Source organism: Aeoliella sp. (genome assembly GCF_965227375.1).
Taxonomy (GTDB): domain Bacteria; phylum Planctomycetota; class Planctomycetia; order Pirellulales; family Lacipirellulaceae; genus Aeoliella.
On record NZ_CBDDFX010000001.1, the window covers coordinates 1,614,628 to 1,628,623 of the forward strand.

Consider the following 13,996-nt stretch of genomic DNA (forward strand, 5'->3'; position numbering starts at 1 on the left):
AGTTTGGTCCAATCATTTGCTGGGGGTGAACCGATGTTGCGAACCGCCGCGTTCTTGGTTTGTGTGCTGTGCACCTGCGCGCAAAGCCCGAGTTTTGCCGTCAACTTCGGAGCGGTCACCGACGGCGATTGGAGCAACCCAGCCACCTGGACCCCCGCGGGCGGCCCGCCGTCCAATGGCGACGTCGTCAACATCGGCAGTAACTCGCCAGCTGGGTCGGCGGCGATGGCCGCCGTTTCGCTGACGGGTAACGAGTCTGCCACCTCGCTTTTCCTGGGCGGCAGCCCTGGCACCGAGGGGACGCTCGACTTGGGCAGTTTTGAACTTGCCCTAAGCAGTGCTTTGGTCATCGGAACAGGCGTTGGAAACGTAACCAGAACGACGGGCCACTTTGAGGTTCCCGACCTCACGCTGCTGGGTGGTAATAGTCTGACCCTATCGGCTGACGATAGTATTACCCATGGAGTGCAAGTAACCGGAACGTCTAGCCAGTTGACGCTCGGCGCACCGATGATGCTCTCTCTAGATCTCAGCATCCAGAACGATGGCACGGTTGATCTCGCGAACCAGGATCTGAGCGTGCGAAATCTCTTCTTGGGTTGGAGCGGCGTGGGATTCAACCTGCTCAACGACGCTGCGATCAACGTTAGCGCTACGACTTTCATCCGAGGCACCGACTATACGTTCGACGCCGACGACTCGATCACCGACCTGTACCTCAACGACGCCACAGCGACACTCGATCCCGCAACCGAGGTACGCAATCTCGTGATCCAGAACGGTGGGATGTTAACCACAGTCAGCGAGACCAGCGTGACTGCCTCCGCTGCGGTGGATGGTGCGACGAGTCAATTGACGTTGGTGGCACCGCTGACGCTATCGAGCGACTTGAATATCAGCAACGATGGCACGGTCGACCTCGCGAACCAGCCGCTGAGCGTGCGAAATCTCTTCTTGGGTTGGAGCGGCGTGGGATTCAACCTGCTCAACGACGCTGCGATCAACGTTAGCGCTACGACTTTCATCCGAGGCACCGACTATACGTTCGACGCCGACGACTCGATCACCGACCTGTACCTCAACGACGCCACAGCGACACTCGATCCCGCAACCGAGGTACGCAATCTCGTGATCCAGAACGGTGGGATGTTAACCACAGTCAGCGAGACCAGCGTGACTGCCTCCGCTGCGGTGGATGGTGCGACGAGTCAATTGACGTTGGTGGCACCGCTGACGCTATCGAGCGACTTGAATATCAGCAACGATGGCACGGTCGACCTCGCGAACCAGGATCTGAGCGTGCGAAACCTTTTCTTGGGTTGGAGCGGCGTGGGATACAACCTGCTCAACGACGCTGCGATCAACGTTAGCGCTACAACCTTCATCCGAGGCACCGACTATACGTTCGACGCCGACGACTCGATCACCGACCTGTACCTCAACGACGCCACAGCGACACTCGATCCCGCAACCGAAGTGCGCAATCTCGTGATCCAGAACGGTGGGATGTTAACGACTGTCAGCGAGACCAGCGTGACTGCTTCCGCTGCGGTGGATGGTGCGACGAGTCAATTGACGTTGGTGGCACCGCTGACACTATCGAGCGACTTGAACATCAGCAACGATGGCACGGTTGATCTCGCGAACCAGCCGCTGAGCGTGCGAAATCTCTTCTTGGGTTGGAGCGGCGTGGGATTCAACCTCATCAACGACGCTGCGATCAACGTTAGCGCTACGACTTTCATCCGAGGCACCGACTATACGTTCGACGCCGACGACTCGATCACCGACCTGTACCTCAACGACGCCACAGCGACACTCGATCCCGCAACCGAAGTGCGCAATCTCGTGATCCAGAACGGTGGGATGTTAACGACTGTCAGCGAGACCAGCGTGACTGCTTCCGCTGCGGTGGATGGTGCGACGAGTCAATTGACGTTGGTGGCACCGCTGACACTATCGAGCGACTTGAACATCAGCAACGATGGCACGGTTGATCTCGCGAACCAGCCGCTGAGCGTGCGAAATCTCTTCTTGGGTTGGAATGGAGTGGGATTCAACCTCCTCAACGATGGTGCGATCAATGTAAGTGCGGGGACCTTCATTCGAGGCACCGACTATTCGTTCGACGCGGACGACGTGATCACCGACCTGTACGTTAACAACGCAACGGTCACGCTCGATGCTGCGACCGAAGTGCGCAATCTCGTGATCCAGAACGGTGGAATGTTAACGACTGTCAGCGAGACCAGCGTGACTGCTTCCGCTGCGGTGGATGGTGCGGCAAGCCAATTGACGCTGGCAGCCCCAATGACGCTATCGGGCGATGTGGCTGTTACGAACGATGGTACAGTTGACCTCGCCAACCAGGACATCCACATTCGCAACCTTTTTCTAGGGTGGACCAGCGGTGTTGGCAACCTGACCAACGATGGCCTGCTTCACGTAACTGCCAGCGCCTTCATGCGACGCTCGGCCGCGACCTTTTCCGGCGAGCAGGATCGCATCGAACAAGACCTCATCATGAATCTCGGTTCTTCGTTGACCTACGAACTCGATCTCAATGCGCCGTTTGGCTTGTACGTCGGTGGCAACACGCTGGACATCGACGGCTCCAGCCAGCTGGTGCTCGACTTCGAGAACAATCCGGCCGCTTTCTACAGTTCTGTTTTTCGCTGGAAGAATCCCGTGGGCGGCAATCGTTTTGCGGAACTCCAGGCGCTGATCGACAGTGGTCGCATCGTGATCGACTCCTCCGATGCGGCCAACGTGGTGCTCTTCCTCGGAATTGATGGCACCACCAACATCGGCTACTTCAATGACCTGCCTGGCGACTACGATCGAAACGGCGTGATCGACGAGGCCGATTTTGACAAGTGGAAGCTCGATTTCGGCAGCACGGTTCCAAACCCAGGAGAAGGATCGGACGGAAACTTCGACGGAATCGTGAACATCGCCGACTACACGATCTGGCGCAATCACTTGGGCCAAAGCAACCTGCCGATACCGCTCACACAAGCCATACCCGAACCTTCGTGCCTAGCGATGCTTGTCGGCATGCTTGCGGCAGTTGGGCTAGCGCACCGGGCGAGACATGGGGCGCGCTACGAGATCAATACGTTTCGGCCTCTGTTTTGCGGACGAGACGGCAAGGTGAAGTACTCGCTGGCCGAAATCGACCAGGACCGCCGCACCGGTTACGCCTGGTATGTTCGCTCGCCCGAGAGCGTTTACCGCGTGTATGACAACTGGAAGCTGCGCGGCACGCCGGCGAAGTCGCCATGAGACTCTGCTGAGAAGCGGATCCAATTTGACGACGCGCGCCATCGATTCGTGGGCGCTTTCTGCAGGTCTCGCACTCCGCGCTGCTGGTGCAACAGCGCGCAAAGTCAGTCGCAGCAGCCACTTGCGGCAAATCCCGGTAGGTTTGGCACGCCGTGTGTACTTAGATCTGGGTGATAGGTCCGCTCGGCGCTATGGGCAACATTGTTCCTCAAGCATCGCCGGGCGCACGGTCCTCCCCTCTCGTTAACGGGGCGCCGATTCGATGGCGCCCGAAGGAGTGCGTAACATGGCAAAACGTTTGTTGATGGTAATGTTGTTCGTAGGCGCCATTGGCGTGGCCAGTCTGGTCACTGCCGATACGGCCGAAGCCCGCCACCGCTGTTACCGTGGTGGCTACGGTCACTATTACGGTGGCCCGGTGGTGACGCGCAGTTACTACGGCGGTGGGTTCTACGCCCCGCGCCGCGCGTACTACGCCCCGCGGGTGTACGGCCCCGGTTGGTACGGTCCCAGCGGCCTGTACATGAACGGCTACCGCGGCGGCATCTACGTCGGCTGGTAAGACGTGTAGAACGTCTACAACCTGAAGCACATGCAAAGCCAACCGGGCAGGGGCGCGGTTGGCTTTGATGTATTGGCGGGGCGAAATTTGACTGCCGGAACCGCAGCGTGCTAACATAATCTTGACGCCACCCACTGAGGACCTCTGAACATGCAAATTGATCTCCCAGCCGAACTTGTCGAACGCGTCCGCGATCGCATCCAGGGCAATCCTGATCTTAATGAAGCCGACATTGTCCGGCATGCGCTCGATACGCTCGATTGGCTGGACAATGAGTGCACGACGCCCGAACAGTTGGCGCTCACTTTGCGAGACCTGGATCAGAGCATGGCAGAGATTCGATCCGGTGCGGCGCTCGATCTTCAGACGGCCAAAGCTCGCGTGCAATCGAATCTAGGACTGCCATCGGATCAATGAGCTACTCGGTCCGCATCACTCCCACGGCCGTGGGCCATAGGCTTGTGGGAAGATAATCTCCTTGGATCCGCGAACTACGCTCCAGGGTAGCGGCTACGCCGCAACCCTTCGCTGGGAGTCGTAATGCCTTCGGCATAGAGAAAATAGGTTAGAGTAGACCTATCCCGCAGGGATTCCGTCCATCAGCCCAGTGTTGCGGCGTAGCCGCTACGCTGGGAGACATTTGCAAAGACATCATGCGCCCATGACATTCCGCCTCGCCACCTTGCTCTACGCCTTCGCCCTGTTTTCGGCGGCCTTGGCGGTATTGGGCACCTGGGGCGGGTGCTTGGCGACGGCCGGCGTGCTGCTGTTGTGGGCTTCTTTTCGTTCGAGCGATATCGTCGTCGGGTGCGGGGTGTTCGTGCTGGCGTGGGTGCTGTTGGTCGCCGGTTTGCTTTCTCCGGCCGTGTTGGTCGCCCGCGGGCTGGCACAGGCCAATTCTTGCATCGGCGGCCTCACTCATCTGGCTATGTCACTGTTGAACTACGAATCGCTCAACGGAACCCTGCCCCCTGCAGTGGGTTCACTGGGCACTTCTGGCGACACGCAAAGCTGGCGCGTGCTGGTCCTGCCACTTTTGCAGAGGCCGACCGTCTACAATGCCTACAACATGAACGAACCCTGGAACGGGCCGACCAACAGCAAGCTTTCCTCGGATTGGATCTACGCGTGCCCCACGCACGGCTCCGAGGAATTCACGAGCTACCTGGCAGTGGTTGGCCCGCAGTGCGCTTGGAACCACGGCGGGCCGCCGCGCAAGCTTTCCGACATCACGGACGATCACTCCGAGACCATCACGATCATCGACGTAGGGCGAAGCGACATCAACTGGAAAGAGCCGCGCGACCTATCGTTCGACGAGGCGGTGGAACTGCTGATCGCGCCGGTCGATCCGCAGACGTTCACTGGGCACGTTGACGTGCGTGGAGTATTCCTGAAGCCATCTTACTACTACAACGTCGCGATGGTCGACAGGAGCGTCCACCGGCTGCGTGTTCCCCTCGAACGCAGCACCGCCGAGGCGCTACTCACCATCAACGGTGGAGAAAAGCTGGATGAGCAGTTGTTTGACAAAATCGGCAAAGGTGAGATTCGCTACGAACTCGTCTACGGATGGATTCTGTTTGCGGTGCTGGCTGTTATTCCGGCGGTACCGACATGGCGATGGTTTCGGCGTTCGCGGTTGAACACGGAATCCAACGACCAAGTGGAACACTGACCAACCAGGGTAGCGGCTACGCCGCAACCCTTCGCTGGGAGTTGCAATGCCTTCGGCATAGAGAGGATAGGTTAGTGTAGAGCTATCCTGAAGGGATTCCGTCCATCAGCCCAGTGTTGCGGCGTCGCCGCTACGCTGGGAAGCTTTTGTCGAGACATCATGCGCCCATGACCTTCCGCCTCGTCACCTTGCTGTACCTGTTCGCCCTGCTGGCCGCGTCGCTGGCGGTGTTTGGGGTTGTCGGCATTTTGGTGATGGTGATATTGCTCTGGTTCGCGGAGCTGTTTGGCAGGTTCTTTGATCTCAGAACCGATTGGCCACGAGTGGTTGGTCTGGCGGTGGTGGGTGGCATGCTGTGGCTGGGTGTAACCTCTGGAGTGAAGCATCGTAGTCCTACAGCCATGAGTCGGACCCAATTGCGAGTCGTCACCCTTGGGCTGATTAAGTACGAACAGGCTCACGGTCACTTCCCTCCACCATACGTTGAGGATGACGAGGGCAACCCGCTCTATAGCTGGCGTGTATTGATCCTTCCGTACATCGACTATCAAGCGGTTTATGATGAGTTCCACCTGGATGAGCCGTGGGAAAGTCCACACAACCACGCGTTGCTCGACACCGTGGACATCTTTTCGAGCCCTCGTCATGGTCGCGGTGCTCAAACTGCGTATACCGACTACTTGACCGTGGTTGGCGAAGGGACGGTCTGGGATCCAACACGAAACACCAGTGTTTCGGATGTGAGGGATGGGGCAGAGAACACGCTGCTTGCGGTGGAGGCCGGTGGCTACGATATCTTCTGGAGCGAACCGCGAGACATTCCCTTGGACGAGGGCATACGTCTGCTCACCGGGAAAGCAGAAGCTCGCTGCGAAGTACTCCGGTCCGGCTATTTCGCTTCCGATTTGCATGGCCTTGCATCACGAAACGTCTCCTTTGTCGATGGCAGGGTCGAGCGATTTGGCCCACTGGCACAACGAGAAGACGCGTTGGCCCTTCTCACGCTAGCCGGCGGCGAGCCCGGGAGAGAAGTGTACGATTTTGCATCTGACGGACTATCGCATTCCGTCGTTAAAACCATCGTCCACTGGGACCACATCTGGGGCGTCACGGTCTGGCTCGCCCTGGTGCTGTTGCCCATCGTGCCAGCGGCGCGGCGAATAATTTGGCCGCCGAGTGGTGATACAGAAGGTAAGGAACAGGAGGCAACGGAGAAAGCAGAGGGAGTTTTGGAACACTAATCGACGCTAATCGACACTAATGCTCTCATTAGCGAGGATTAGCGTAGATTAGTGTTCCGTTTTTCAACCAACGCCCCATGAACTTCCGCCTCATCACCGTGTTGTACTTGTTCGCCCTGCTGGCCGCGTCGCTGGCGGTGTTTGGGGCGGGTGGTGTGTTGGTGGCGGCGATGGTGTTTGCGGGCTGGAGTGCGTGGAGCGGCAAGTGGACGCGTGTTTCGGCGGGGGAAGCTGTCGTTTTTGTGGTGATTGTGCTGATCCTCATTGCCCTGTTGGTGCCTGCAGTGCAGATTGGGACGTCGAGGTGGGAGCGTAGCTTTAATAACATGAAGCAACTGGAGCTGGCGTTGCTCAACTACCACGACGCCAATGGTCACTTCCCACCGCCATACGTGACGGACGACGAGGGCCACAAGCTTTACAGTTGGCGAGTGCTTATACTGCCGTACCTCGAAGACGACACGATTCGTAAGAATTTCCATTACGACGAGCCGTGGGACAGCCCGCACAACAAGCAGTTTCTGGTCGACCGCGACGAGTTCATCAGTCCGCGAGTCAGCCGCGATAAGGACACTCAAGGCAGGACGAACTACGTTGCTGTTGTCGGACCTGAAACCATGTGGCGGCCCAATGGGACGGTGTCCTTAGGGGAGGTAACCGATGGCCCTTCCACGACCGTTCATCTGATCGAAGTTGGGCATAGCGACATCCACTGGAGCCGACCGGTGGACGTGACGACGGAGCAGGCCATTGCACTGTTGACGGACGATGGCAGTCAGGGTTTCGTGGTGATCCGCGAAGGCTACTTTGTCAGCGAGAGAGCGCGGCAAACCTCGCGTTGTGTCAGCTACGTCGACGGCCATGTTCGCGCGATGCAGCCGCTGGTGGACGAGCAAGCGCGAGCGTTACTTACGATTGCTGGGGACGAACACCAGGACCCCGAGTCTTTCGATGAGGGAGCGGGCTGGCGATCCGAACATGTCGAAATCATCATCCACTGGGACCACATCTGGGGCGTCATCGTCTGGCTCGCCCTGGTACTGTTGCCATCGGTGCCAGCCGCGCGGCGGAGGATCTGGCCGGCGGGAGCGGATGCCAAGCGTGAGGAACAGGAGACAACGGAGAAAGCAGAGGGAGTCTTGGAACGCTAATCTACACCAATGACTATTAGCGACAATTAGCGTAGATTAGTGTTCTGCTTTTCAACCAAGGTACCCGTGACCTTCCGCCTTGTCACCGTGTTGTATCTGTTCGCCCTTGGGCTATCTTATTTCGCTCCTTTGGAGCTGTTTTCACTCTTCACCTTCGCTTAATTCAATCCGTGGCCATCCGTGTTCATCCGTGGCTAGGTTCATCGGCGTGCGCGATGCCTTCGGTTTGGTATGCTCTGTTTCCTTTGTTGCCTCCTATTCGAATGTTGTAGTTGTGGCTCTGGCGCGCGGGGTTCATTGGTCCGCAGTCGGGTGAGACGCCCGACCTGCTGTCAAAAAATCGCGGTTGAAATCGGGCATCGATCGGATCTAATGAGGGTGCGTGGCGTTATGTACATGTAGCTGCCGTCGCCAGACGGCGGGTGGCTGGGCCGGCGATTGTTGGTCTCAGTTGTTGTGTGGTTTTGGTTGGGCCTCCACGCTCTGGGCGAGCGTAGCTACGCGCTCGTTCGGCGGAGCGAACGGCTACTATCGTTTTGCCCCAACGAAAAACATGCGGGGAACAACGTGGTGGGTTTTGTCCCACCGTGTGATCGGTTGAGTCTTAAAAACAAGGGGTTTATGAATCGAGAGGGGACCAAGACATCTGGGGTTTTGGGCCAATGGATCGTGTTGTGGGACAAAACCCCCGGTTTTGGGCCAACGGATGCGCATCGGGATAAACGGACAAAACCTGGGGCAAAACCCTCTGCGGAGGGCCGGGGCGATCCTAGTTTTTTTCCGCCCGGCGAACGTAAACTTGCAGTTTCCCCTCCCCCCAAATTTCGTCCCGCCTCCAGGATGCTGTGCCATGATCGTCGGTGTGCCCAAAGAAATTAAGTCGGATGAGTATCGAGTTGCCATGCTGCCGGTGGGCGTCGAAGAGCTGACCCGCCGCGGGCATCGCGTGGTGGTCGAGCAGGGTGCCGGGCTCGGGTCGGGGCTGGCCGACGAGGACTACACCGCCGCCGGGGCCGAGTTGGTGCCCACCGCCGAAGCGGTGTTCGGCGAGGCCGACATGATCGTGAAGGTCAAAGAGCCGCAGCCCGCCGAGTGGGAGTTGATGCGCGACGGCCAGATCGTGTTTACCTATTTCCACTTCGCAGCCGATCGCACGCTGACCGAAGCCGTTTTGGCCAGCGGCGCTACGGCCGTGGCGTACGAGACCTTGAGCGACTCGGAGGGTCGGTTGCCGCTGTTGACGCCGATGAGCGAGGTGGCAGGGCGGATGAGCGTGCAGGAGGGAGCCAAGTTCCTCGAGCGGCCGCAAATGGGACGCGGCATTCTCTTGGGAGGTGTGCCGGGCGTCGCGCCGGCTCACATCACTATCCTGGGCGGCGGCATCGTCGGAGCCAACGCGGCGAGGATCGCGGCCGGCTTCCAGGCGAGTGTGGCGATCCTCGACATCAACCTCGACCGCCTGCGTTACCTGGACGACGTGATGCCGGCCAACGTCACCTGCTTGTACAGCGACCGCCACACGATTCGCAAGCAACTGGAGCGGGCCGACCTGGTGGTCGGCGCGGTGCTGATCCCCGGCGCCAAAGCGCCGATGCTGGTGGAAGAAGACGACCTGAAGATCATGCAGCCCGGCAGCGTGATTATCGACGTGGCGATCGACCAGGGTGGTTGCATTGCGACGAGCAAGCCAACGTCGCACGCCGAGCCGACGTACATTGTGCACGACGTGGTGCACTACTGCGTGACAAACATGCCCGGCGCGGTGGGCCGCACCAGCACGTTCGCGCTGTGCAACGCGACGCTCCGCTGGGTGCTGGAAATCGCCGACCGCGGCATTCACTCCGCCGCCCAAGAGCTGAAGCCGGTGGCGAGCGCCATCAACATGCACGGCGGCAAGGTCACCAACCAAGCGGTGGCCGAGACGTTTGGCTTGGAGTTCGACAGCACGTTCGCCGCTTAAGGAGAAGAATCAGTCACGGATGGGCGCGGATTTTGGCGGATGCACGCGGATACGAATGAGACAGAGTTACGTACTTTCCTTTGAGTCAGATCCGCGAACCGCTTAGATCCGCGCAGATCCGCGACGAATTTCAGGACCAGAAGCAAAGCTAACATCATGGAAGCCTCACAACTTAATACGCTGCTGTCGCCGCGGTTCTTGTTTCAGTTTTCGGTGCCGCTGAAGCGGAAGGAGCCGATCTGGGGACCGCAGGGCGTGGTGCTCGACGAGTCGTACAAGCTGCCAGACCTGGCGGCGCTCGACTCCGGCACGGCCAGCACCGAACGCCCGTTCGCCGATGTGCGCATGGCGTGGGACGCGCAGGGCGTGGCGATCACGCTCACGGTGACCGGCAAGCACCAGCCAGTGTGGTGCCGCGAATCGCGGCTCGAGGATAGCGACGGGATGGTGGTGTGGATCGACACCCGGGCGACGCACAACATTCATCGTGCGAGCAAGTACTGCCACTCGTTTGTGTTCCTGCCGGCCGGCGGAGGTCGCAATTCGGACGAGCCGCTAGCCGACCAAATGCTGATCAACCGCGCGCGAGAGAACGCTCGACCAGTTCGCCCGCGCGAGTTGCAAGCGACGAGCAAGATCACCAAGGATGGCTACCAGCTTGCGGCGTTCGTGCCTGCGGTGGCGCTGGGCGGCTTCGATCCGGCCAACCATCGTTCGCTGGGATTCACCTACGCGGTGATCGATCGCGAACTGGGCCTGGCCACGTTCGCCAACGGCCCGGCGTTCCCGTTCGGCGAAGACCCCAGCTGTTGGGCCACGTTGGAGATGGTGGAGTGACCGCGCGACTATTGGACAAACCTAACCCGGCGGCCAGCGGTTCGGGTAGCGAATCGCACTATCCACCGCAGCAGAGATTCCAACCAAGGCAGTAGTCGGTAACGTGCAGTCGAAGAGAATACCTCCGAAGTACTGCAAGCGAGGAATCACCAACAGGACGCTAATAAACAGACTGGGAGCGAGGATCAACAGTGTCCGCCGACGGTTGTTCGATTCAACCAACGTCCACACCACAATGACGACGGCCGGGGCGCACCACAGTAACCCAATCCCTACGAGAAGTGCTGTGAACGGGAACATGGCCGCGGTTCCCATCACGATGCAGAACAACGTGACACCAATCAGCAGCCAGCGGAGTGTAAATTGGCGAGTGGGCATGGGCGCATTTTAGTAGGTTGAACGTTCTCAATCCTCTGCGTCGCTCGGCCTAACACTTTGAATCATCCGATCCATACCCGCCGGCAGGGCCACCGACCCCACGGCGATAGCGCCGCCGATGATCACAAAGGTCACCAGTCGCTGCCTGGAGTAAGCACACGACCACGCCATGATGCCAAGAGCCACGGTCCAAGGAAGCAGCGACGACATCTGTTTGGTGGCCGTTTGCGGAAACGCGGCGACCAACCCCAGCATCACGCACAGCAGCGTGACGGCGGACAGAAGTCGTCGAAGGGTATATCGGCGAAGCGGCATGAGAGTATTCTGGCGCCCGTCGATTGCCCGTCGATCAGCGAGATTGACCATGAAAAACTTGAGAGTTTTCGCAAAACGATGATAGCGTCTCGGCTGCAAGTTGCTTTCCAAACGGCCCAAATCGACTAGGAATACAGTGCCAGAGACCTCCAGGGTTGTTTTGTTCGCTTCCCCGCCCCGCCCAGTCGGCAGACGGAGTTGGCTGTGGTAGACTGTCGGGCTGTGCGGCTGCGAAGAATTGTTAATCGTAGCTAGGCACCACTTTTTCAATTTTTGAGGTTGAGGTTGATGGCTGAAGGTACAATCAAGCGTTTGACGGACAAGGGATTTGGATTCATCGACACGGGAACGTCTAAGGATCTGTTCTTCCACTCATCGAACGTCGAAGAGGTACGCTTCGACGAACTGCGGGAAGGCCAGCAAGTGACGTACGTCGAAGGCATGGGTCCCAAGGGTCCTCGCGCCGAACAGGTCCGGCCTGCTTAAGGCAACCGGACGACTGTGAAACGAAAAGCCGGCGAGCAATCGCCGGCTTTCTTTATGCGCGCGGTCACACTTGGAAGCTGCAACTGTTGTGGCACGCAATGGCGCAAAGCAATCCTCGGTGAGCACAGTGAAGCATACAAATCCTGAAGCACTTCTCTGCCATGAATTGCTCCGGTTTGTGCGAGACAATCGACCGACAACAGAGGAGTTCATTGCTCGGTTCGGTGGAGCCCAAGATCAGGTCTATCACGTGCTCCGCAAGGCTGGAGTAATCGTCAACGGCAACGATGGTCGGATCGATCTTAATCCGGATCATTTGACCGATGGAGCAAAGAAGTTCTGGTGGGGAAGGAAGGCGTTCTTGATCGATCGCGACGAAGTGCAGATTGTGTTCGTCAAAAGGGATTCCGACAGCGTAAGTTAACCTTGGTCCTACGCAGGCAATAGGGAGGCCAAAGAGTCTTGCTGCGAATGACTTTGCGTCTTTGCGCCTTTGCGTGAGATATCCACAAGGCCTGAATCCGTGCAAATCCGCCAAGATCCGCGTCCATCCGCGACTGGTTCCTTTTGCAGCCACCCGACGAGCTTAACTTCTTGGCGTGACGTGCGCGCCGTAGGTATACTTGAAGCTTGTCACAGGTGGTACTGGTCAACAAACTTCGAGAACCCAACTCATGTGCAGGCGATACGTTTCATTCACGCATAGCGGTCTACTTCTTGGCTTGCTCGCAATTGGTGTGCTGGTTCCGTGCTCCCTTCGGGCGGAGGAGGCCAAGTACACGCCGGCGCCGGAGAATTTAAAGAACCGCGAGTGGTTCCAGGACGCCAAGTTTGGCATCTTCATCCACTGGGGCGTCTACGCCGAGCTGGGGCGCGGCGAGTGGGTGATGAACAACGAGAAGATCACAGTCGACGACTACAAGCCGGTCGCCGAGAAGTTCAATCCTACCGAGTATGACCCCGCCGAGTGGGTCGCGCTGTTCAAGAAGGCCGGCGCGCAGTACATCACCATCACTTCGAAGCATCACGACGGCTTTGCGTTGTGGGACTCCAAAGTCACCGATTGGGATGTGGTCGACGCCACTCCGTACGGCAAAGACCTCTTGAAGCCGCTGGCTGAAGAGTGCGAGAAGCAAGGCGTGAAGCTGTTCTTCTATCACTCGCACCTCGACTGGACGCATCCCGACTACTACCCCCGCGGCCGCACCGGCCACAACTCGGGTCGACCGGATGAAGGCGACTTCGATAAGTACCTGAACTTCATGGACGCGCAGCTCGCGGAGCTATTGGTCGGCGACTACGGCGACGTGGGCGGCATCTGGTTTGATGGCTGGTGGGACCAGCGGACGAAGGGGGCCGAGGATCCCAAGACCACTAATGTCGATTGGCGTCTTGCCAAGACGTACGGGCTGATTCATGCGCTGCAGCCGGGGTGCTTGATCGGCAACAATCATCACGTGGCGCCATTCCCCGGCGAAGACTTCCAGATGTTCGAGCGCGACCTGCCTGGCCAGAACACGGCCGGCCACAGCAAGGACTCGGTGATTGGCGACCTGCCGCTGGAGTCGTGCGACACGATCAACGGCTCGTGGGGCTACAACGCCGGCGACAAGAAGATCAAGAGCAAGAAGGACCTGATCCACTACCTGGTGAAAGCGGCCGGGCAGAACGCCAACTTGCTGTTGAACGTCGGCCCCAAGCCCGATGGAACGATCCAACCGGAGTTCGTCGCCCGCCTGACCGAGATGGGCGAGTGGCTCGAGGAGAACGGCGACAGCGTGTATGGCACGCGCGGCGGCCCGGTCGCGCCGCAGGAGTGGGGCGTCACCACCAAGCGTGGCGATGTGGTCTACCTGCACGTGCTCGCGGCCCCCGAAGCCGGCGAAGAGGGTTGGGTCACACTGTCCGGCACCGCCGACTTGGCTGTGGGCGAGCTAACTCTGTTTGGCACCGACACCCAAGTGGCCCACAAGCGTGACGACGACGGGAACCTGAAGGTCCAGCTGCCAGCGGGCGCCGCCGAGGCAATTGACACGATTCTGGTAGTCGAGGGCGCGGAGTAGAGCCACACGAAGGTACATGGGTGGCTGTGGACGAGTTGAG

At 59.0% G+C, this 13,996-nt stretch carries 13 protein-coding genes; 11 read left to right on the forward strand and 2 right to left on the reverse strand.

Annotation, left to right across the window (positions count from 1 at the left end):
• Window positions 1-33 precede the first annotated feature (33 nt).
• From ACQK2L_RS06620 to ACQK2L_RS06655, 8 genes are all read left to right on the forward strand, one after another.
• Window positions 34-3,285, forward strand: coding sequence for a pectate lyase (locus tag ACQK2L_RS06620; protein ID WP_425396146.1), 3,252 nt, complete (start codon window positions 34-36; stop codon window positions 3,283-3,285).
• A 286-nt stretch (window positions 3,286-3,571) separates the two neighbouring features.
• Window positions 3,572-3,847 carry a hypothetical protein gene (locus ACQK2L_RS06625; RefSeq protein WP_425396147.1) on the forward strand — a complete coding sequence of 92 codons (276 nt, stop codon included), beginning with the start codon at window positions 3,572-3,574 and terminating at the stop codon, window positions 3,845-3,847.
• A gap of 150 nt (window positions 3,848-3,997) precedes the next feature.
• Window positions 3,998-4,264, forward strand: coding sequence for a hypothetical protein (locus ACQK2L_RS06630; RefSeq protein ID WP_425396148.1), 267 nt, complete (start codon window positions 3,998-4,000; stop codon window positions 4,262-4,264).
• A gap of 244 nt (window positions 4,265-4,508) precedes the next feature.
• Window positions 4,509-5,525 carry a DUF1559 domain-containing protein gene (locus ACQK2L_RS06635; protein WP_425396149.1) on the forward strand — a complete coding sequence of 339 codons (1,017 nt, stop codon included), beginning with the start codon at window positions 4,509-4,511 and terminating at the stop codon, window positions 5,523-5,525.
• A gap of 167 nt (window positions 5,526-5,692) precedes the next feature.
• A complete protein-coding gene (locus ACQK2L_RS06640; RefSeq protein ID WP_425396150.1) occupies window positions 5,693-6,766 on the forward strand; it encodes a DUF1559 domain-containing protein in 1,074 nt (357 codons plus the stop codon).
• Window positions 6,767-6,843: 77 nt separating this feature from the next.
• Window positions 6,844-7,917, forward strand: a complete 1,074-nt coding sequence (locus ACQK2L_RS06645; protein ID WP_425396151.1) for a DUF1559 domain-containing protein — start codon at window positions 6,844-6,846, stop codon at window positions 7,915-7,917.
• Window positions 7,918-8,767: 850 nt separating this feature from the next.
• Entirely contained in the window at window positions 8,768-9,877 is a 1,110-nt protein-coding gene (gene ald / locus ACQK2L_RS06650; protein ID WP_425396152.1) for an alanine dehydrogenase, read from the forward strand.
• A gap of 156 nt (window positions 9,878-10,033) precedes the next feature.
• The gene (locus ACQK2L_RS06655; protein ID WP_425396153.1) at window positions 10,034-10,714 is read left to right on the forward strand and encodes a hypothetical protein; all 681 of its coding nucleotides are present in this window, start codon (window positions 10,034-10,036) and stop codon (window positions 10,712-10,714) included.
• A gap of 21 nt (window positions 10,715-10,735) precedes the next feature.
• On the opposite strand, the gene ACQK2L_RS06660 is transcribed toward ACQK2L_RS06655, so the two are convergent.
• The gene (locus ACQK2L_RS06660) at window positions 10,736-11,092 is read right to left on the reverse strand and encodes a hypothetical protein (protein WP_425396154.1); all 357 of its coding nucleotides are present in this window, start codon (window positions 11,090-11,092) and stop codon (window positions 10,736-10,738) included.
• A gap of 27 nt (window positions 11,093-11,119) precedes the next feature.
• A complete protein-coding gene (locus tag ACQK2L_RS06665; protein WP_425396155.1) occupies window positions 11,120-11,407 on the reverse strand; it encodes a hypothetical protein in 288 nt (95 codons plus the stop codon).
• Between the two features lie 288 nt (window positions 11,408-11,695).
• On the opposite strand from ACQK2L_RS06665, the gene ACQK2L_RS06670 reads away from it, so the two are divergent.
• The 3 genes from ACQK2L_RS06670 (at window position 11,696) to ACQK2L_RS06680 (ending at window position 13,956) form a co-directional block, all read left to right on the forward strand.
• Window positions 11,696-11,893, forward strand: coding sequence for a cold-shock protein (locus tag ACQK2L_RS06670; RefSeq protein WP_425396156.1), 198 nt, complete (start codon window positions 11,696-11,698; stop codon window positions 11,891-11,893).
• Window positions 11,894-12,020: 127 nt separating this feature from the next.
• On the forward strand, window positions 12,021-12,317 hold the full coding sequence (locus ACQK2L_RS06675; protein WP_425396157.1) for a hypothetical protein: 297 nt from the start codon (window positions 12,021-12,023) through the stop codon (window positions 12,315-12,317).
• Window positions 12,318-12,567: 250 nt separating this feature from the next.
• Window positions 12,568-13,956 carry an alpha-L-fucosidase gene (locus tag ACQK2L_RS06680; protein WP_425396158.1) on the forward strand — a complete coding sequence of 463 codons (1,389 nt, stop codon included), beginning with the start codon at window positions 12,568-12,570 and terminating at the stop codon, window positions 13,954-13,956.
• Window positions 13,957-13,996 lie beyond the last annotated feature (40 nt).

Bases quoted from the DNA above. Each gene is read 5' to 3' on its own strand.
- ACQK2L_RS06665 (WP_425396155.1), bottom strand. From the start codon at position 11,407: ATGCCGCTTCGCCGATATACCCTTCGACGACTTCTGTCCGCCGTCACG.
- ACQK2L_RS06660 (WP_425396154.1), bottom strand. From the start codon at position 11,092: ATGCCCACTCGCCAATTTACACTCCGCTGGCTGCTGATTGGTGTCACG.
- ACQK2L_RS06670 (WP_425396156.1), top strand. From the start codon at position 11,696: ATGGCTGAAGGTACAATCAAGCGTTTGACGGACAAGGGATTTGGATTC.
- ACQK2L_RS06620 (WP_425396146.1), top strand. From the start codon at position 34: ATGTTGCGAACCGCCGCGTTCTTGGTTTGTGTGCTGTGCACCTGCGCG.
- ACQK2L_RS06625 (WP_425396147.1), top strand. From the start codon at position 3,572: ATGGCAAAACGTTTGTTGATGGTAATGTTGTTCGTAGGCGCCATTGGC.
- ACQK2L_RS06630 (WP_425396148.1), top strand. From the start codon at position 3,998: ATGCAAATTGATCTCCCAGCCGAACTTGTCGAACGCGTCCGCGATCGC.
- ACQK2L_RS06640 (WP_425396150.1), top strand. From the start codon at position 5,693: ATGACCTTCCGCCTCGTCACCTTGCTGTACCTGTTCGCCCTGCTGGCC.
- ACQK2L_RS06645 (WP_425396151.1), top strand. From the start codon at position 6,844: ATGAACTTCCGCCTCATCACCGTGTTGTACTTGTTCGCCCTGCTGGCC.
- ACQK2L_RS06655 (WP_425396153.1), top strand. From the start codon at position 10,034: ATGGAAGCCTCACAACTTAATACGCTGCTGTCGCCGCGGTTCTTGTTT.
- ACQK2L_RS06680 (WP_425396158.1), top strand. From the start codon at position 12,568: ATGTGCAGGCGATACGTTTCATTCACGCATAGCGGTCTACTTCTTGGC.
- ald (WP_425396152.1), top strand. From the start codon at position 8,768: ATGATCGTCGGTGTGCCCAAAGAAATTAAGTCGGATGAGTATCGAGTT.
- ACQK2L_RS06635 (WP_425396149.1), top strand. From the start codon at position 4,509: ATGACATTCCGCCTCGCCACCTTGCTCTACGCCTTCGCCCTGTTTTCG.